Below are 19,956 nucleotides of genomic sequence, written 5' to 3' on the forward strand. Positions count from 1 at the left end.
AACAAACATATTATTCCAGAATGACTTTTTTAGTAATTATGCCGTTTTCCGAATGTAGTTTCACAATATATACACCAGAACTGAATCTTTTCACTGGAAGCGGTACTCTTTTATCCTGTGGTACATTGTAATAAACATGAACCTGTTGTCCCGCCATATTATTTAGATAAACCCGGTCAATCTTGACCAGCTCAGGATTTTTTATGATAATCTCCCTGGTGTCATTAATATAGATCACTTCAATTGGTCCTTCCTCTGAAACGATGGGTTCTTCGGGTTCTGGATCGATACCGACTGCTGTTTCATTCTTAAATACAATTTCAAAGCGGTCAGTAAAGACACCGGGTTTCGAATGAGTCACATATTTACTTTCTCTTAAGTTATGTACGACTTCTTCCTTATTATCTTTCAGGAAGATAGGGAGATTAGCAGGCACATTTGAAAGCTGATCTATACTTATGATAAATTCTCCCTTCTTTGCTACTTTGACTCCCAGTTTAAGCTTCCTGTCTACATTAAAGTCATTGACACCCTGGATGACAAATTGGTGATTATTGAAGAACCAGTACATATCTTCAACATTATCATCAATTAAAGGAGCATCAAATCCAAGATCAAAATTATCTGTTGCCCGCTCGTCGGCAGTAACCAGGATCTGTCGGTGGTATCCTTTAGGCGATTTAAATTTAAGCCAGATCTTTCTCTGCTCTACAGATTCTGTTGTGGATGAATTGTTAGGGCCAGAATTCAAAGTTTTCTTATTTGCGGAGTGGAACACTGATCCACCTTCTCCTGTACCTTCTGACATAAAAATTCTCTGACTGTTTTTAAAGATAACCTGGCCTCCATTAACATTGATATCCAGGCCGGCGTCCTCTATAGCCGCTGCCAAGTTTGGATCTATCATAGTATTTATAAAAAAGGCTTGTCCTACCGGGATAAATTGTTGAGGTTGTTCACCTCCTGTTTGAGTAGTAGGATTGATACGCTCATCTATGGCTACTGCACGTACTCCGCCAGAAAGATTATAAGCTGCATATCCTCCAATGTACTGCTGTAAAAAGTGGGTCTTATTGGCAAAATGAGACCAGAAGTAAATAGTTCCGTTGAAAACATTGTCACCATTAATGTGGCCTGCAGCTAAATTATCGGCAATAAATGCCTTGGCATCAATAGCTGAAGGATAAGGGTTTCCAACTAAATAGTTCTCCTCTGGCCCTGTAGAACCTGGTATTACATCACCATTGTTCGGAAGGCCTCTAAAGGTGTAATTTTGAGAATCTTCAATGGCAGCTGACCCCGCAGTTCCTTTCATGCTATAGCCTTCTCCGGCGTTTAATGCTCCCGTACTTCCAATATGCTCCCATTGGAAGTAGTCATTGGCAGTACCATGGAACTTGTGTAACCAATATTCACTTACTCTTCTTGGGGTTGTAGGTCCCCCATCAGCATGAGGATATGACGAACCGAATGTTATACCCTGCGGATTTCCAGGATTTGTGCCATCCATCATTACAGCCGCTACGGAATAACCGGCATTACTCGACCCCGGGCTTACGGGGGAGGACCAGTAGTTGTAATTATAACTGCTCATGGTGCCTTGTTGATCCCGGTCAAGATGCCCTCCGCTGTTTCCATCGACTATACTGCCCATTGGTTGTATCAGTTGGGATTCCCCGTTCAGGTCAATAATTCCATTGAGAAGGAGATAATTTGAAATAAATAATTCATTTCCTGTTCCCGTTCCACCAGACCAGCTTGTAGAATTTGTTCCCTCCATATTTAGTGTGTTGGCCTCCGAGAGTAAACCTAAAATTCTGATGTCTTCCCCGCCTGACACGACATTATTTGCAGAACGTACAATATTCCATTCAATCCGGCTACCGTCGATTCCAGTGCTATGTGGAGCGTCCCAAACATCAGGATGGGTCCAGGGAGAAGCTGGTGCTATTTCATCAGCATCATACCAACTCCCGTCTGCAGAAGTTGTATATGGGAGCGGAGCCGTATTCTCCTGTAACGTTTCCATATTGTATAAACGACCATCGGCCCCAGTTCCTAAATTCGGAGTTTCCCCATTGTCTATTGTAGTAGTCAATAGTTGGAAGTAGCCAGAGAGAGCATCATATGTAAGACCGGGAGCGGGTAGAGGGATTTCTACTCCGATATTAGCACCGGTCTGGAGCCGCTGATTCATTAAAAATCTAATTTGTTCCTGGGTGATATTTCCTTTCCAAATTCGAACTTCCTCGATCCAGCCTGAAAAATGATTTTCGGCTTTTTTGGTAGAGGAGTTCCAGCGAGCACCTATTAAAGTTTCATTTCCTCCAACATCAGAAATATTATTAGAGGTCAATGGAATTCCATCAATATAAAGTAACCCTTCACTGGTATAGGCAATATGATACCATCTTTTGTTTTTTTGCACAAAAGAAGGAAGATCCTGCATTTTAATTTCAAAACCTGGCCCCGAAATAATGGTGCCATAACTGGCGTTAGTTAATCCATTTTCAGTATCACGATCATGAGGATAAATCCATGCTTCTATACTATAACTGCTGCCAGCATAGGAGGTGCCAAGATCCACATAGTCATTTACCCCGTCAAAATCCAAGGCTGTACATCCTTCTATAACTACTTCCAAAGGTTCTACCACCGGTGGGCAGGCATCGGGATTTACAAAAAGATTACCATCTTCATCTTTTTCTGTTGGCTCCAGGATCCAGGAAACTGTATATGAGCCATTTTCTGGAGTAGATAAAATTGCATTAGGATCATTTATTGCTTCTATGTCATCATCTGGATTAGAATCTATTAGAGTACCTCCTTCGATGTTCCATCGCCCAATATAGCCATCAGGAGTAGGATAGCTTGTAATAGGTTCATCCCTTCCATTAAGAACATTTGCTGTTAATTCAACTTCAGAATTACCACAAGTGCCATAATCGGCAGTGACGCTAGTTGTATATTTATCAAAAACAAACACCTTTAGTTCTTCGTTGTGTACTGCAGTAGCACAGGAACCTCCAGTATACTCTAAAGTAGTTGTAATTACGGATACATTCCATCCAATTTTGGTGGGAGTCCATTTTTCGCTTGGATTATAACCAATTAAAATCGGATTTTCTGGGTCTATGGTGGTATCTTCCCAAATTACTCCAACATTACTAGGGCCATCAGGAACTACAATATTGTCAACTGCCCATACATCACCCGATCTGGCACCAACAAAACTAAATTGAATCCTTAGATTGGATTGCCCAAGATATTCCCCAAGATCTATCTCTATTTTATTTTCAGGCCTGTCCTGAGGGGTTCCCGAAGCAAAATCAGTATAATTACCGCTGCTGGGATCTCCCTCATTACTATATAATTGAATCCAGTTGCCATTGGAAAATATAGAGACAGTAATTGAAGCACCCGGAGTTAAATTGTATGCCTGGTCGAAAGTTAAAATGGCCTCATCCATTCCATCCAGTGTGAAGAGATTGGTTTCCAGTTTTGAAGTGTTCTGGCCGGATACTAGAGCGAATCCCTTATTGGCATCATTTAAACCATGATCGAATAATTGCGGACCGGTAGAATAGGGACTTGAAAGATTAGCAGTTGTAAATTCTCTGGGTGTTACTCTTCGCCAAACGTTTGGCGCCGTATTGTTGGCACTTGTTTCAAAATTTTCTTCAATTCCTGCCGCATTTATAATTCTCCATCCATGTTGGTTGATTGATGCATTGTCAAAATTACCACTATCTCCAATACCATCACCCGATTCATAACCAGTTTCTGCACTTAAAGTAACTTCGGTATTTAAACAAATAACATCATCGCTCACCGTAACAGGTGCCGGTTCTATATTAGAAGAAATCACGCTCAATATTGCAGTTTTGCTTGAAACTGGTTGAGTACAGCTACCATTCACAACGTCTACCTGAAATACCAGAGTTTCATTCCCTAATAATCCTGCAATTTTCGAGGCTGATAATGATTCCCCGGTCTCCCCTGAAATTGTTGTAAAATTTGTTTCGCTAGCCCTTCTGTACTTCCAGGCAAATACCTGCCCTCCATAATCAATTAAATTAAGATCTACAAGTAATTCCGGATCTTCACATGTGGTATATAACCGCCCGAAATCAGCAAAAGAAAGTTCTCCACCTAATGGCATATTGTCAACAACTATTTGTGTCGGTTCTGTAGTAGCCTCACTACATTCCCCATTTTTAACAGTTACCCTAAAGGAAGTTGTTTCTGTTAAACCGGAGAAACTTATTTTTTCAGCAAGGTTGCCTTCATCCCAAACGGTCCATATATCACCTGTAGAAGCCGCTTTATACTCCCATTTTTGAATATTCCCGACTTTTCCACTCAGAGAAATATCTCCGTTAGCATTCGAAATACAGACTCGCTCGGGATTTGCAGTAAGTGTTCCTGCTACGGAAACTTCATCTACAGTTACTGTTATTTCATTTGTATTGCTACAACCGTTTTGGCTACCCTCAACCGTATATACAAATTCTCCAGCAGAAGATGGTGTTTCAGATAGGCTTTCACCTGTGCCTACTTCATCCCCATTAAGAAACCAGGTATAGGTTTCTGCACCGCTTGCGGTAAGCGTGGTGGAATCTCCAAGGCAAATTTTGTCACTAAAGCCTTCGGCTATGGCAACCTGAACATTAGGCAATGGTTTAACAAGATATTCTACTCTTGTGCGATCACTTTCGCAACCATCAGAAGTAGTCTGGCTTATCCAGTAGACTGAAGTGCCTGAACTTGATGTGTCTGGCGATGGTGGTGTAATTGGATCACCACCGGTTTCCACATAATACCATATTACGTTTTCACCAATTCCGGTAGGAGCGATTGTTGGAGCAGAGATATCTCCTTCTTCAAAGCAATATTCATATACCAACGTAGTTTCCGAGACAGGTTCAGGTTTATCGTAAACAGTTACAACTAATGCTGACTTGGGGCTTTCACATCCGATGGGTTCTCCTCCAGGGACATCATATAGTTTTGTTTGTGTAACGTAATAGGTAAGGACGGTATCTTCATCGGTAGGTGGAATTATACTATCTCCCAATTCATTACCATTTGCATCATACCACGTAAGCACATTGTCACCATCAGCAGTTGCTGTTAATGGAGCAGCTTCATCTCCTTTACAATAAGTTATCGGTTCGGTTATAGGCCCCTGTGTCGGAGCAGGATTTACGGTGAATTCAAAACTTGGCGAGGTAGCCTCTGAACAGGTAAAATAATCGGGTCCATCTACCTTCACATAATAAGTTCCTGAATCTGCTTCTTTGGGATCATTTATAGTTAGAGTACCTTCATACTCTTTCAATGGATCATTGTCATCTGGAGGAATAACTAATAAATCAATATTACTACTCTGGGTAACAATTTCCTCATTTTTATACCAATCGAATGTCAGCGGTTGTCCGTTTGCATGACCTTTAAATGTAAAAGTAATCGGCCCACCTTCATTTTCACAAATGGTTATATCTTCAGTTGGTTCTGTTATTATAATGTTTTCGTCAACGTTAAGAGTAGCGGGTGAATTAGAGGTATCAACAGAGCCACAGGAATTATGTCCAGACACTACTACATAATAAGAGCCGGCATCTTCTAAAGTTGCATTGTTAATATTTAAAATCGGATCTATTTCGCCTAGAATTGCTTCAGGAGTTCCGTTTACATTTCTATACCATTGATATGTCAAATTACTTCCGGAAGCCACCACTTCGAAGGTTGCAGTTTCTGATGAACATATTCCTATATTTAAAGGTTCTGTATTAATTATTACCTTGTCAAAAATTTCAATAGTATCAGTAACAATAACTTCTGCGCAATTACCTTCTGAAGCGATTGTATAAGTAATGGTATGAACTCCCGCGCTGCTGTTTGAAGGATCTATAGTACCTGAAGCATCTATGCTTAAGCCGTAAGAACCGCTGAAGGTTCCATCTTGATATTCTACTGAAGTTGTGCCAAAATCTACAGTAACAGAAGTTTCAGATGTGCAAACTTCTTCAGGATATGCTATTGATGGTTCAGGCAATTCAGTAATTGTGACAAGGGCAGTAATTTCTTCCTTCACACAGCCAACTGTAGCAGGTATGGTATAGACTACGGAATAATCACCAGGACTGCTTGCATTTGGATTAATTCTCCCTGTCGCATCTATATTCAATCCGCCTGGAGTAGCACTAAAGGTTCCATCCTCCCATGCTCCAACTCCATTTTCAAAAATCGGACTTTTAAGCGTGTTGTCGGAGTTACAAAAAGGTCCGTCATAACTGAAGTCAACTGTAGGTGCAGGATTAATGACCACCGTAGTATTAGTCTCCGCTCTTACACAATTGTTAGGTCCTAAATAGGTTACTGTATACGTTCCAGCAGTGCTGGTGGAAGCTGTGATTGTACCATTGCCGTTATCTATGCTTAAACCATCAGGAGCCGCTGAAAAAGTTCCACCTTGATAATCACCGGTACCATCTAAGGTCACTAAGATATTGTTTGTCTGGGAAGTACAAAAATTACCTGTATAAGAAATAGTTGCTGTAGGGTTAGGAGTTACCGTAATTGTACCAGATTCAGTTGGCGTTTCGCAATTACCTTCTGTATTAACAATATATGTAAAGGTTCCAGCTTCTGTTGGACTTCCGGAAATAGTAAATATGCCATTATTAAAACTACTACTTAACCCGTTCGGAAAATCGCCTGTAATGTTAGCACCTGTTCCTGGTTCGGTAATGTTGAACTCAATAGCTGAGATAGGACTATTTATACAAACTGTCTGATCTCTATTGGCTGGCGAGCTTATGGTTATATTTGGTTGAACCGTAATAGTACCCGCTATTTCTGCAGTTTCACATGCCCCGGCAGTAGTAAGTGTATAATTAAATATTCCCGATTCGGAAGGGGTTCCAGTGAGAACAAAATTTCCACCATTTATAATACCTGTTATACCCGCAGGCAAACCAGCTGTGTTAACTGCATCCACCGACTCATTTACGGTAAAGGAAATGTCTTCTATTGCGGTATTAATACATACCATTTGATCCTTATTGGAAGCATCAGAGATTGTATTATCTGGTGTTACTGTAATAGTTCCGGAGGTAGAGGTTTGCTGAGCACAATCCCCTAAGGTTTCAACAATATAATTATATGTGCCTGATTCGGTTGGCGTTCCTGAAATTGTGAAGTTGCCTGAATCGAAAGTCCCGTTAAGTCCTGCTGGTAAACCAGTCACTGTTGCATCGGTCCCGGCATCGGTTATGGTAAAAATGATATCGTTAAGAGCTTGATTTATACAAAGTGACTGGTCGATGTTCAATGGAGTTGAAATAGTGGCATCCTGAATAAAGTATATCGTAACACTATCTTCTGACGCGCCACAGTCATTACCATTAAGCCCCTTTTTTGGTTCTGGAACTGTCATAGTCAAGGTAACAGAACCTGCATCTTTATCTGCCTGGGAAGGATTATATGTTACAGTAAAAGGCCCATATTTATTAGTTCCTCCAACATTTGATCCTGTAAATGTGCCTGAGCCACTTGTTGCGAATTCAACATCCAGGGTGGCATCACCAAAACTTCGGGTTCCGTTAAGTTGAACGTTGTCTACGGTGGAACAAACGGTTTGATCATCACCAAAATCCGCAATAATATGATTATCTATAACGATATTATCATAAATAGAACTTGAACTAGGTCCACATATATTTGTTGCTACTACTGAGACGGAATAGGTTCCGCTACCTGTAGCAGCAGTGATGTTTACCTGAATGCTGTTCGTTCCTGCACCGTTAATAATTTCCCAAGCCTCAGGGATTGTCCATTCAAACTCACCCGTAGCTGCAACACTGAAACTAGCAGTAGCCGGAGGACATGCAGCATCCGCATTTTCAGAAAGGTCCGAAGTAATAGGGCCTGGATTCGCAGGTTTGGCATCTATCGCGGTAACCGTAATTGCAGAGCTGTCAGAACTATCTCCACAGGTGTTATTGGCAGTTACACTTATTGTTCCATCTTCCATTCCCGCATTAACAGTAATGGAATTGGTGCCATCTCCACCCGTAATACTCCACCCGGGAGGCAGCGTCCAAATATAAGTGTCTGCATTAGGTACTGGCGGCACCGAATATTCAAGCCCGGTAGCATCATAGCATACCTCAAGATCTCCGGTAATTGGTCCAGGAATATCAGGTGCGGGAGGGAATACTTCAATGGCTACTCCTTCGCTTACAGCTGTGTCTGTAGCCAGACAGGTTTCATTTGAAGTAAGGATTACGGTAACCACCTGTCCGTCGGTTAATGCATCAGTTGTAAAAGTAGGACTATCAGTACCTACATTATTGCCATCCACTTGCCATTGATAACTAGGTGTAGATCCACCATAGGTAGGGGTTGCAGTAAAAATTACTGTATCGTTCGGACAAATATCCGTATCTGTGACATCAGAAATAGTTACAGAAGGAGTCAAATTAGGATTTACGACAGTGGTGATCGGATTACTTGTAACCGTTTCATTCCCTGTGGTGATACAGTTTTCAGAACTTGTTAGATCCAATGTTACAATATCTCCATCCTGTAAGGTAGTGGTTGTAAAGGAGGTGGAATTCTGCCCACTTACGCTAGTTCCGTTTATTTTCCATTGATAGGCTGGTGAAGAACCTTCATTAGCAATTGTATTTATAGAAAATGTTACAGATTCATTTTCACAAATAGTATCATCGGCATCCGAGGAGGAAATAGTTACTTCCGGAGTAAGATTCTGATTGATGGTGATAGTGCCATTTAAAGTTTGTGAGTTCCCACAGGTTCCTGTACCTGCAATTGTATAGTTATAGGTGCCAACAGTAGTACTTGAACCACTAATGGTAAACTTTCCATTCGCAAAAGAACCTGAAAAACCATCAGGTAGTCCTGATATTGTAGCACCATTTCCGGTTTGTCCAATACTATAATCGATGTTTGTTATGGCCTCTCCCTGGCAAACAGTTTGAACATTGTTCCCAGAATCTAGACTTATAGTAGCATTCGGATTAACGGTAATTGTCCCCGTAATGGTTTTGTTCTTGCATGGTCCAGTTGCGTTAACAGTATATGGAAAAGTTCCAGCAACAGTAGGGGAGCCACTTATTGTAAATTTCTTAGTTGAAGAGTTATAAGAACCGGTGATCCCGCTTGGTAATCCCGAGACCGTGGCATTGTTTCCACTTGAACTAATGGTAAAAACAATGGGTGTTAGGCTGGTGTTAATACATAAGGATGGACTAGCCACTCCACCAGTTAATGCAATATTAGCATCTCCGGTTATAGTTAAATTAACCGTATTTTCAGCAGTTTGAGATGTAACACAGTCCAGTCCGCTGGTCATTATAACCTTGACGGAATTACTGCCAATAGGAAGTGAAGAAGTTGAAAACTGTTTTGATGTGCCGGTTTGGGCAGCCGTAGTGTTTCCGTTTACATACCAGGCGAACGTAGGCGGAGTGGAACTGTTCCCGCCATTTTGGTCGGTTGCTGTGAATTGAATGCTTGTGCCAACACACTTAATTCCTGAAGTAGTAGAAATGCTGACGGCCGGTGTTTTTTTTGTTACAACAGTCATTGTAAAATCTGTACTAGTAATATTACATGCCGTGCCAGATGCATCTGTAACCTGAACAGAAATTTTTTGACCGTTGGTCAAGGTAGACGTGGTAAATGTGCTAGTGGTTGAAGATTGAACGGTGGTTCCCACTTTCCATTGATAGGTAAAGGTACCTGCTCCACCATTAGGCGTCGCTGTAAAGGTTACAGAAGTCCCCTCACAAATATTATTACCTTGGTTAGATTGTATACTAACAGAAGTAGGACAAGTCTGCCCCCACCCCACAACCGGGGTCAGAATTAAAGCCCAAAAAGTGAATACTTTTAAGAGTAGTTTTTTTGCCATAAGTAGCTGCATTAAGAGTAGGGGGACTCATTAAACTCCGAAGGGAGTTATGTAACATGCTAATTTACAGCTAAAAAACGTTAATTAACTGATTTTTAGATATCTGTAACAGTATTTCCGATGAACTACACGAATTAAGAAATTTTTAGGTAAAAAATTAGGATTTGTAAGAGTTAATTCTCTTAAAAAAAGAAGCTGGATGTTAATATTTTTACAAATAATTAACATCCAGCTTTTGAATAACAGAAACAGAATTTGGAATTGTAGGAAAATTCTAATCTATTTCCTTCTGTAATTATTCTTCCAGGAACGGATAACGATAGTCTGTCGGAGTAACAAAAGTCTCTTTGATAGTTCGCGGGGAAATCCAACGGTAAAGATTCAGGATCGAACCTGCCTTGTCATTGGTTCCACTTCCGCGGGCACCTCCAAATGGCTGCTGACCTACAACCGCACCTGTTGGCTTATCGTTGATGTAGAAGTTTCCGGCTGCATTTTGAAGGGCTTTTGTAGCTTCGGCAGCTGCGTATCGATCTTGCGAAAGGATCGCTCCGGTCAAGGCGTATTCGGAATCATCCACCAGTTTCAGCGTTTCATTCCACTGGTCATCCTCGTAAAGGAAAACAGTGACAACCGGACCAAATAATTCAGTACACATAGTACTGTACTTCGGATTATCGGTAAGAATTACAGTTGGCTCAATGAACCAGCCTTTCGATTTGTCATAATTACCACCTACCACTATTTCAGCATCGCTGTCATTCTTCGCAGCATCAATGAATTTCGCCAGCTTATCAAAAGAAGCTTCGTGAATTACAGCGGTAATGAAGTTGCTCATATCCTCTGGCGATCCCATTTTAAAAGATTTTACATCCTCCACTACAAAACCTTTGACTTCTTCCCACATGCTCTTAGGGATGTAAACTCTTGAAGCGGCACTACACTTCTGCCCCTGGAATTCAAAAGCTCCCCGGGAAATTGCAGTGGCCACTTGCTTTGGATTTGCACTGGGGTGGGCAAGGATGAAATCTTTACCGCCTGTCTCTCCGACTATGCGCGGGTAAGATCTGTAGTTGTGAATATTTTCTCCGATTTGTTTCCAAAGGTTTTTGAACACAGTGGTGCTTCCGGTAAAATGCAGTCCGGCAAAATCCCTGTGCTCAAGAATGACATCAGAGATCATTTTTGGATCTCCCATGACCATATTGATCACTCCGTCTGGTAGTCCGGCTTCTTTAAATACTTCCATGATCACCTGTGCAGAATACACTTGTGAATCACTTGGCTTCCAAATCGCCACATTACCAAGCATAGCAGGAGCCGATGGCAGGTTACCGGCAATAGCGGTAAAATTAAAAGGAGTCACTGCGTAAACGAATCCTTCAAGCGGGCGATATTCAAGTCTGTTCCACGCTTCCGAAGAAGATTCGGGCTGCTCTTCATATATTCGGGTCATGTACTCCACATTGAACCTAAGGAAATCAATAAGTTCACAAGCCGAATCAATCTCTGCCTGGAAAATATTCTTTGACTGTCCAATCATGGTCGCTGCATTGATCTTGTAGCGGTAAGGCCCTGCAATAAGTTCGGCTGCCTTTAGGAATACTGCGGCACGCTGCTCCCATTCGAGGTTTGCCCATTTTTCACGGGCATCGAGTGCAGTTTGAATCGCCTTTTCTACATGCTCCTTTGAAGCTTTGTGATAATCTCCTAAATGATGCTGGTGGTCGTGCGGCGGATTCATTGGGGCAGTGTCGCCGGTCCTGATCTCCTCGCCACCAATATAAAGCGGCACGTCAACTTTGCTATTATACAATTCTTTATAAGCCTTTAAAACGGCCTCTCTTTCGGGTGTTCCGGGAGCATATGATTTTACTGGTTCATTAACTGCCTGCGGAACCTGGAATACACCTTTTCCCATAGTTGTCTTTAATTTTTTGTGATTTCTAAATGAGTGGTCGTAAAGGTAAAAAAATTAAAATAGTTTTAGTTGCACTATTTTTTACTGAACTTTACTCAAAATGAGGAGCTAAAAGCTATAGAATCTTAATTAATTCATAATGTGTACCGTCACAATTACCCCTCTATCAGGGAAGAATTCGTTCGTGCTTACTTCCAATAGGGATGAAGCGCCCGGAAGGGAAACTCTGCCGCCCAGGATTTATGATGTTGAGGGCTTAAAAATGGCATTCCCGAAGGATGTTCTTGCCGGCGGTACCTGGCTGGGATTAAGTGAACGGCAGCGGGTCATCTCTCTTCTTAATGGTGGTTTTAAAAAACATGAGAGAAGGCTGCCCTATGGAAAGAGCAGGGGAGTGGTAGTAAAGGATCTACTTGCTGCGGAAAATTTTCCTGAAGCTGCGGAAGCATATGATCTGACTGAAGTAGAACCTTTCACCATAGTGGCAGCCGACTGGCAAAACGAGCTTTGTTTCTTTGAGTTCGTTTGGGACGGAAGAGAAAAACATCTTAAGGAGCTGCCCCTGAAGCCTCACATCTGGTCATCAAGTCCCTTATATTCAGAAGAAATGAAGCAGTTGCGGGAAAAGTGGTTTGCACAACTTCAGCAGGAAAGAGAATTGACATCTGAAACTTTGCTGGATTTCCACTTTTCAGCAGGAAAGGGAGATAAGGATAAAGGGGTGATCATGGATCGTGGCCTTGTAAGAACTGTGAGTATTTCCCAGATTGTCCATTCTAAAGGTTCAAGCAAATTTTTCTACAATGATCTGAATACTGAAGAAGAATCAATTCTTGTTTTGACTATTTGAAGGCTCTTTTCCTCCAGCAATTCAATTCCGAAACTTCTAAAATAAAACCTCTCAAAAATGACATTTTAGGGGAGGGATTTCCAGGTGTTCCATTAGGAGCAATTCAAAATTTTACCTGCCCCTAAATCGCAGTAACTTTAGAACTCCCTAATATAAGAGAGGCATAAAAAGGGATTTTTGGAAAGATTTTTTAAATGAACTTTCCGCGGAACCTGAATTGATTTAGCTTTAAACCTTAAACCTTAAACCTTAAACCTTAAACTAGTTGAGCGCAAAAGGAGCGCTGAGTTTAAAAGAAGGAATTGCTACTCTGAATTTCCTGGTGGAGGTAAAATTGATCATGTTGTAGAACCCGCTCATAGCACCAAAAGGAGAAGTGAGAAGGCATCCGCTTTTGTAAGTGTGAGATTCGCCGGGCTTGATCACGGGTTTCTTGCCGATAACGCCTTCACCCTCCACAATTTCAGTCCTGTTTAAAGCATCCTTTATTTTCCAGAACCTGGAAGTAAGCTGCACAGAGTCCTTACTTTGATTTTCAATGGTTATCTGGTACCCAAAGGCGAAGTGGACCCGGTAATTCTTGTAGAAGGTCCCCTCAAAATTGGTTTCTATTGAGATCTTAATGCCTCTGGTTACTTGTTGTATCATCTTAGTAGATCGCGAATGATGCCAGTACGGAAAATACTGCAGCTACAAAGGCTAAAATAAAGAATATAATGTTGATTATTATAAACTTTAGAATCGTTTTAACTCTTCCCTGCCCGTAGAATCTGCGGAAGGCTTTGTAGAGGTAAAAACCGAAGATCAAGGTCGCTATCCAAGTGGCTGCCCCGGTGTTAAGGATCGAATTGAATCCCACCGCAATTCCATAAAGGACGAACCAGGTAGTTTGATTATGGAAAGTAAAGATGAGGTGTTCCATATAAGTAAAAGGTCGCCGCAGGTATAACAACCATATAAACAAGGCAAAGACCGGAAGATAGAAGAAGATAATAAAAGGCAATTTGCTGTAAAAATAATTCCAGAACAGATCGGAATCTGAACTAAATCTTTCTGCGTCAACTGTTTTCCTGTAAAACCATTGATTAAAGCCGGTCTGGGAGTAATTGAGACTGTCCAGAGCAGCTTGAGGATTGCGCATTTCTGTTCGCTTATAATGATCTGAAAATACCTGCCATTGTTTTATACGGGCATTGAAATAGGTCATCGTGTCAAGCTCTTTTTCGGGAACATAGGTTGTAGTACCTGAACTATCCACTGCAGTTGTAGTGTCTATGGGAGGAAGAATAACATTTAATTCCGGGTTTGCTTCCCGTTGAACGGCAAGTAGGGAATCTGCTTCCCGCCTCTGTTCCTGTGTGGCTTCTGTATCTATATTAACAGGAGGTTCGATTTGATGTGTTGTGCTCCAAAGCAGGAAGAATATAATTGAAGCACTTAAGTAAAACCTATAAGGATTTGCATACCGCACTCGCTTCCCTTCAATATAATCTTTTGAAATTTTTCCCGGCTTAAAAAGCAGTACTCCTAAAGTTCTGTAGAACCTGGAATCGTAAGCAAAGATCCCTGCGAAGAACTCGTTGAAAAAGTCATTAAAAGCGAGTTTTTTGGTACTGTTGAGCTGTCCGCAATTTGGGCAATATTCGTCACTTATATCGAGTGGGTGATAGCAATTGAGACATTCTGTGTGGCGGTACTTGAGTTTGTGCCGTTCCTTATAAATGGTAGGCAAATTACTTTCTCTGCTCATGTGAAATTTTGCTTGAAAACTTAATTGCTTATGTTTAGTGAGGTGGCATTCCCAACTCCTATGATCCTGGTATATCTTCCGCCGGGCGGCAGGTAATAGATGAGAACGGTATAATTATTTTCGGTGCTAACAAAGTTTCCACTTATAAAGCCTTCATCCAAGATCCCGTCATTCCGCAGAAACACATATTTATAGTCATAGTAGCCTTGTTTGAAGAGGCGGGCGGTTTCATAGGCACCTTTTTCGAAGTTATAGGTGAGCCTGGTACTATCATCCAGGATAAAGTTATTGAATTCACCATAGAGATGAACCTCTCCTCCTTCGAAAGGTTCCGGAGTTTGAAGGGCAAAATGAGTCCACACATATCCGGCTTCGATATCGTCTTCCTCTGCCTGGAACTTCCTGACCACAAACTTACCATTGATGTCGGGATTATAGGTGTAAGGTTGAAACGCCCTTATAGCATCCGGGAAAAGATAATGGTGGTAAAGTTCCTGAACATCGATGTACTGGATCTTTACAGTAGCTGCCATAAGATCCTTCCCATCAAAGTTGAGGTATTCATTTCCAGCCCAGAAGGAAGTGAGTTGATCATATTTATAGACCAGGGTAGAACCTATGTGGTACTGCGGCCGAATGTTGTATATTCCGGTCTTTAGGTTATTGTTCTGAAGTATAACGGCCCAGACTGACTCTTCGGGAGTGCGAATAATAAATTCGGGCGAAACCACCTCAAAATTCACCACCTGCTTGGTCTGAATAAACTTAACTTCCCTTGATTTTCGTACAGTGACGGGGACGCGGGTGAGAGGTTCGTAGACCATGAACTTTCGGGAGAACACCAGTTCCCTTTCTTCATTAAAGATCTTCAGTAAATAATTTCCGCTGACTTTCAGGGCGCGTGTATTATCATTCGGAATTCGGAGTTCATAGTGGGAATAGAGTTGCAGTGTGTTGAAGGAATTCTCGTAATCTGTGATCCTTACATTGTCGAAACCTTCGAGAAATTCATTTTTAAGTAACTGAGAGGGGGACCAGTCGTAATTGAAATGTTCAATGGTATAATAATAATTTGCCTCATCACCAATAAGATCATCAAAGCTTAAAAATATGGGTTGCCCAAGTTGTATGATTGGGGTGCCGCTAAAACCCTCTGGTCCTGTAAAGACCACTGTGCGAATGTAATTGGGTGGGTGAGTTTCAATGATTGCCTGTGCGGTAGCAAAGTAGATCCCAAAAAAAAAGAAAAAGGAGAGGGTAAAGATTGACTTCATGCAACGAAAATAAATTTAAAGATACTCAAAAACTGATTACCATCATTATTTGACTATTTTAACAAGTTGGAGGGGGAATTAATTTAGTTTTAATTGGGATTTGTGGGTCGGAAATCAGTAAATTTGCCCGAATTTTAAATGAAATTTTAACACTTCGTCCTATGTCAAACGACATTAGAATTAAAAGAGGTCTAACGCTTCGCCTTAAGGGAGAAGCCGAAAAGATCCTTGTTGACGCACCCCGCTCCAAAACTTACGCTGTAAAACCGCCCGATTTTCATTCGGTGATACCTAAGATGGTCGTGAAGGAGGGTGCAAAAGTACAGGCAGGTGATGAACTTTTCTTCTCGAAATATACCGATAAGATAAGGTTTACTTCTCCTGTTAGTGGTACTTTAAAAGAAATAGTAAGGGGTGAAAAACGCCGTATACTTGAGGTGGTAATAGAGGCCGATGCTTCAGATGAGTTTCGTGACTTCGGAACTCTTGATCCCTTAAAAGCTGAAGCGGATGCTGTGAAAAACAGGATCCTCGAAAGTGGAAGCTGGGCTTTTATCAACCAACGACCTTACGACATTCCGGCTGATCCTGAAGATACGCCTAAGGCCATTTTTGTTTCAGCATTAAATACAGCACCTCTTTCTGCAGATGTTGAATTTATCCTGAAAGATCGTCTTGAAGCATTTCAGGCCGGTTTAAATGCTCTTACCAGGTTAACCCCCGGGAAGGTGCATGTCTCTGTTGCAGGTAAAGGTGAAGGGGTTTTAAATAACCTTCAGAATGTTGAGGTGCATAAAGTATATGGTCCTCATCCGGCTGCCAATGTTGGTGTTCAGATCCACAAGATCGATCCTATTAATATGGGAGAACGTGTGTGGACTGTACAGCCAGAAGATGTTGCCAACATTGGAGACCTGTTCCTCACAGGAAAATTCACTGCTGTTCGTACGGTTGCGGTTTGTGGTAGTGAGGCTAAGGTTAGAAAATACTTCAGAAGTATAATTGGAGCTCCGGTTGTGGATCTTGTGGGTACTGTAGACACTAAGAATGTAAGGATCATATCCGGTGATGTGCTCACGGGGCAACAAGTGAATAATGAGCAGTTCATTGGTTTCTTTCCAAACGAACTTACCCTGATTCCGGAAGGAAATAAGTATCGTATGTTTGGTTGGTTGCCTTTTACATATAATAATATTCCTTCAAATTCTAGGACTTCTTTAAGTTGGATGTTCCCTAATAAGAAATTTGAAGTGAATACCAACCTTCACGGTGAAGAAAGAGCTTTGGTGGTAACCGGTGAAATGGAAGAGGTGATGCCAATGGATATTTATCCTATGCAGCTTTTAAAAGCATGTATGGCAGCCGATATCGAGAAGATGGAGAATCTAGGGATCTACGAAGTCGCTCCCGAAGATTTTGCACTTGTAGATTATGTGAATACTTCAAAAATTGAGGCGCAAGAAATAATACGCTTAGGGCTGGATTTAATGATCACCGAAGTTGGATAAACTGTTTACTATGGAATGGATTAGACAAAAACTAGATAAGTTTAAAGAGCCCTTTGCTAAGGGTAAAAAACTAGAGAAGTATTCTCCCGCTATTAATGCGCTTGATACTTTCCTTTTTACTCCAAATCACACCACCCAAAAAGGTGCGCACGTTAGAGATGCGGTTGATTTGAAGAGAGTGATGATCACTGTGGTGATTGCCCTTCTACCTGTGCTGTTGTTCAGTATGTGGAACCAGGGATACCAGTATTTGAAGCAAATTCAGCCGGAAGTTGATTTCTGGGATGCTTTTGGACATGGTGCAATGGATATTCTTCCAATGATCGTGGTGTCCTATGCGGTAGGTCTGGGAATTGAGTTTGCATTTGCTATTTTTAGAGGGCATGAGGTGAACGAGGGATACCTGGTAACCGGTCTTTTGATCCCGATGATCATGCCTGTGGGGCTGCCTTTGTGGATGCTGGCAATCTCTGTTGTATTTGCTGTAGTAATTGGAAAGGAAGCATTTGGGGGAACCGGAATGAATATTCTTAATCCCGCGCTTACTGCCCGTGCTTTTGCCTTCTTCGCTTATCCAACGTATATGTCGGGTAACCAGGTGTGGGTGATGAACGCTGCAGAAGTTGACGCTGTTTCAGGAGAAACTATTCTTGGAACCCTTGCGGCAAACCAGCCTGTAGAATACTCTACTATGGATATGTTCTGGGGGATCATTCCCGGTTCGGTTTCAGAAACCTCAGCAGCTTTATGTTTATTGGGAGCATTGTTCCTCATCTTTACAAAGGTGGGTAGCTGGAGAATAATGGTGAGTGCTGTGGTTGGAGCTGCAGCGATGGGCTTGATCTTTAATGCGCTTCCGGCAATGGGAGTTGAAGGAAACGCTCTTACTAACTTCCCTTGGTACAACCATCTTGTAGCAGGTGGACTTGCTTTTGGAATCGTTTACATGGCGACAGACCCTGTGTCGGCCGCACAGACCTATAGAGGTAAATGGATCTATGGATTCCTTATAGGATTCTTATCAGTTATGATCAGGGTATTTAACCCGGCCTATCCCGAAGGTGTGATGCTTGCCATTCTGTTGATGAACGTGTTTGCTCCAACAATTGATCACTACGTGATCCAGGGGAACATTAAGCGCAGAGTGAAAAGAAAAGCAGCAGGAATTAACAATCAAGTTGAAACTGTAGTATAGTTATGGAAGAGAAAACAGTAAACAAAACGAACTCCAACTCGTATACTTTCATATTCGCCATTATAATGGTGGTAGTAGTAGGAGTTGTGCTTGCTTTCGCTGCGACTTCTTTGCAGCCAATGCAATATGAGAATATGCGCCAGGAGAAAATGCAGAACATTCTTGCGACAGTTGGGGTACAAACCGACAGAGCAGGAGCCGAAGCTTTGTTCCAGGAATACATTAAAGAACAGCTTGTTCTTAACAACCAGGGACAGGAAAAAGAAGGAGTAAATGCTTTCGACGTGGACCTGGCCAAGGAACTTAAGAAATCTGATACAGAACAAAACTTTCCGCTCTATATAGCAGAGGTTGATGGTGAGACATATTACATTATTCCCCTTAGAGGAGCCGGACTTTGGAATGCCATTTTTGGATACATAGCTCTTCAGGATGATGTGAATACTATCAAAGGAGCAGTTTTCGATCACCTTGGAGAAACTCCGGGACTTGGTGCAGAGATCACTCAGGAGTGGTTTAGAGAGCGCTTTACAGATGAAAAGATCTTTAATGAGAATGGAGAGCTAATAGGAGTGTCTGTTGTGAAAGGAAACGCCAGTACTTCTAAGGATGATAATAAGGTAGACGCAATATCGGGTGCAACGATCACCGGAGATGGTGTTTCAGATATGATCTCTGAAAGACTTAAGCACTATCTGCCTTATTTCAAGAGCAAAACAGATATAAACGTTGCAAGTAATTTATAATTATGGCACAGGAAGCAAAAAATAAGCCTGAGCAATTGGCTGAGGTGGATAAGGAAAACAAGAAAGATGCAATGATCCTTTTCCTTTCAGATTCTGAGGAAAAAGAACATTTTCTTTCGAGAGCCAACAGGAAGTTGCTTACAGATCCTCTTGACGATGATAACCCTATCACTGTTCAGGTATTGGGAATTTGTTCTGCACTTGCTATCACAGTTCAATTAGAACCGGCAATTGTAATGGCGATTGCTGTAATGGCAGTAATGGCATTTAGTAACATGATCATTTCTACTTTGAGAAATATGATCCCAAACAGGATCAGGATCATTGTGCAACTAGTTGTGGTAGCTTCACTTGTTGCTTTGGTAGATCAGGTATTGAGAGCATTTGCTTATGACGTAAGTAAACAGCTTTCCGTGTTCATTGGTCTTATCATTACCAACTGTATAGTAATGGGACGTTTGGAAGCTTTTGCCTTGGGTAACGGGGTTTACAAATCCTTCCTTGATGGAATCGGGAACGCTGCAGGATATGGTCTTATCCTTATAATTGTAGCCTTCTTCCGTGAACTGTTAGGAGCTGGAAAACTTTTTGGATACGAAGTTCTTGGACATAAAGGTGCAACTCTTGCAGAATCCACGGGACTTTACGCTTTGGGCTATGAGAACAATGGATTAATGCTGTTATCCCCAATGGCACTTATTGTTGTAGGTATCATTATATGGGTACAGCGTTCAAGGAATAGAAAACTTATCGAGGCCTAATCACTAAC

At 41.6% G+C, this 19,956-nt stretch carries 10 protein-coding genes; 5 read left to right on the top strand and 5 right to left on the bottom strand.

All coding sequences use genetic code 11. The annotated features are described in order from the left end of the window. Positions 1 to 10 precede the first annotated feature (10 nt). Together VR862_RS14565 and pruA are read right to left on the bottom strand one after the other, a co-directional pair. On the bottom strand, positions 11 to 9,943 hold the full coding sequence (locus VR862_RS14565) for a DUF8693 domain-containing protein (RefSeq protein WP_324721750.1): 9,933 nt from the start codon (positions 9,941 to 9,943) through the stop codon (positions 11 to 13). Between the two features lie 295 nt (positions 9,944 to 10,238). Beyond that, positions 10,239 to 11,864 carry an L-glutamate gamma-semialdehyde dehydrogenase gene (gene pruA / locus VR862_RS14570; RefSeq protein ID WP_324721751.1) on the bottom strand — a complete coding sequence of 542 codons (1,626 nt, stop codon included), beginning with the start codon at positions 11,862 to 11,864 and terminating at the stop codon, positions 10,239 to 10,241. Positions 11,865 to 12,003: 139 nt separating this feature from the next. Between pruA and VR862_RS14575 the strand changes: the two genes are divergently transcribed. Next, positions 12,004 to 12,714 carry an NRDE family protein gene (locus tag VR862_RS14575; RefSeq protein WP_324721752.1) on the top strand — a complete coding sequence of 237 codons (711 nt, stop codon included), beginning with the start codon at positions 12,004 to 12,006 and terminating at the stop codon, positions 12,712 to 12,714. A 261-nt stretch (positions 12,715 to 12,975) separates the two neighbouring features. Here the strand turns inward: VR862_RS14575 and apaG are convergent, their stop codons facing one another. The 3 genes from apaG to VR862_RS14590 are packed head-to-tail and all read right to left on the bottom strand — an operon-like array spanning position 12,976 to position 15,738. Further along, positions 12,976 to 13,362, bottom strand: coding sequence for a Co2+/Mg2+ efflux facilitator ApaG/CorD (apaG, locus tag VR862_RS14580; RefSeq protein WP_168137041.1), 387 nt, complete (start codon positions 13,360 to 13,362; stop codon positions 12,976 to 12,978). 1 nt (position 13,363) lies between these two features. Then, entirely contained in the window at positions 13,364 to 14,464 is a 1,101-nt protein-coding gene (locus VR862_RS14585; RefSeq protein ID WP_324721753.1) for a DUF3667 domain-containing protein, read from the bottom strand. Positions 14,465 to 14,484: 20 nt separating this feature from the next. Continuing rightward, complete coding sequence (locus VR862_RS14590; RefSeq protein WP_324721754.1) at positions 14,485 to 15,738, bottom strand: type IX secretion system plug protein; 1,254 nt, start codon at positions 15,736 to 15,738, stop codon at positions 14,485 to 14,487. A gap of 161 nt (positions 15,739 to 15,899) precedes the next feature. Here VR862_RS14590 and VR862_RS14595 point away from each other — a divergent pair, with 161 nt between their 5' ends. The 4 genes from VR862_RS14595 to VR862_RS14610 are packed head-to-tail and all read left to right on the top strand — an operon-like array spanning position 15,900 to position 19,948. Beyond that, positions 15,900 to 17,246 (top strand): Na(+)-translocating NADH-quinone reductase subunit A, encoded by a 1,347-nt coding sequence (locus VR862_RS14595; protein ID WP_324721756.1) that lies wholly within the window; start codon positions 15,900 to 15,902, stop codon positions 17,244 to 17,246. A 10-nt stretch (positions 17,247 to 17,256) separates the two neighbouring features. Next, a complete protein-coding gene (locus VR862_RS14600) occupies positions 17,257 to 18,441 on the top strand; it encodes an NADH:ubiquinone reductase (Na(+)-transporting) subunit B (protein WP_324721757.1) in 1,185 nt (394 codons plus the stop codon). Between the two features lie 2 nt (positions 18,442 to 18,443). Beyond that, a complete protein-coding gene (locus tag VR862_RS14605; RefSeq protein WP_324721758.1) occupies positions 18,444 to 19,187 on the top strand; it encodes a Na(+)-translocating NADH-quinone reductase subunit C in 744 nt (247 codons plus the stop codon). A gap of 2 nt (positions 19,188 to 19,189) precedes the next feature. Next, positions 19,190 to 19,948 carry an NADH:ubiquinone reductase (Na(+)-transporting) subunit D gene (locus VR862_RS14610; protein ID WP_324721759.1) on the top strand — a complete coding sequence of 253 codons (759 nt, stop codon included), beginning with the start codon at positions 19,190 to 19,192 and terminating at the stop codon, positions 19,946 to 19,948. The last annotated feature ends 8 nt before the right edge of the window (positions 19,949 to 19,956 follow it).

It is taken from the genome of Salinimicrobium aquimaris (genome assembly GCF_035607535.1).
In the GTDB taxonomy this organism is placed as follows: domain Bacteria; phylum Bacteroidota; class Bacteroidia; order Flavobacteriales; family Flavobacteriaceae; genus Salinimicrobium.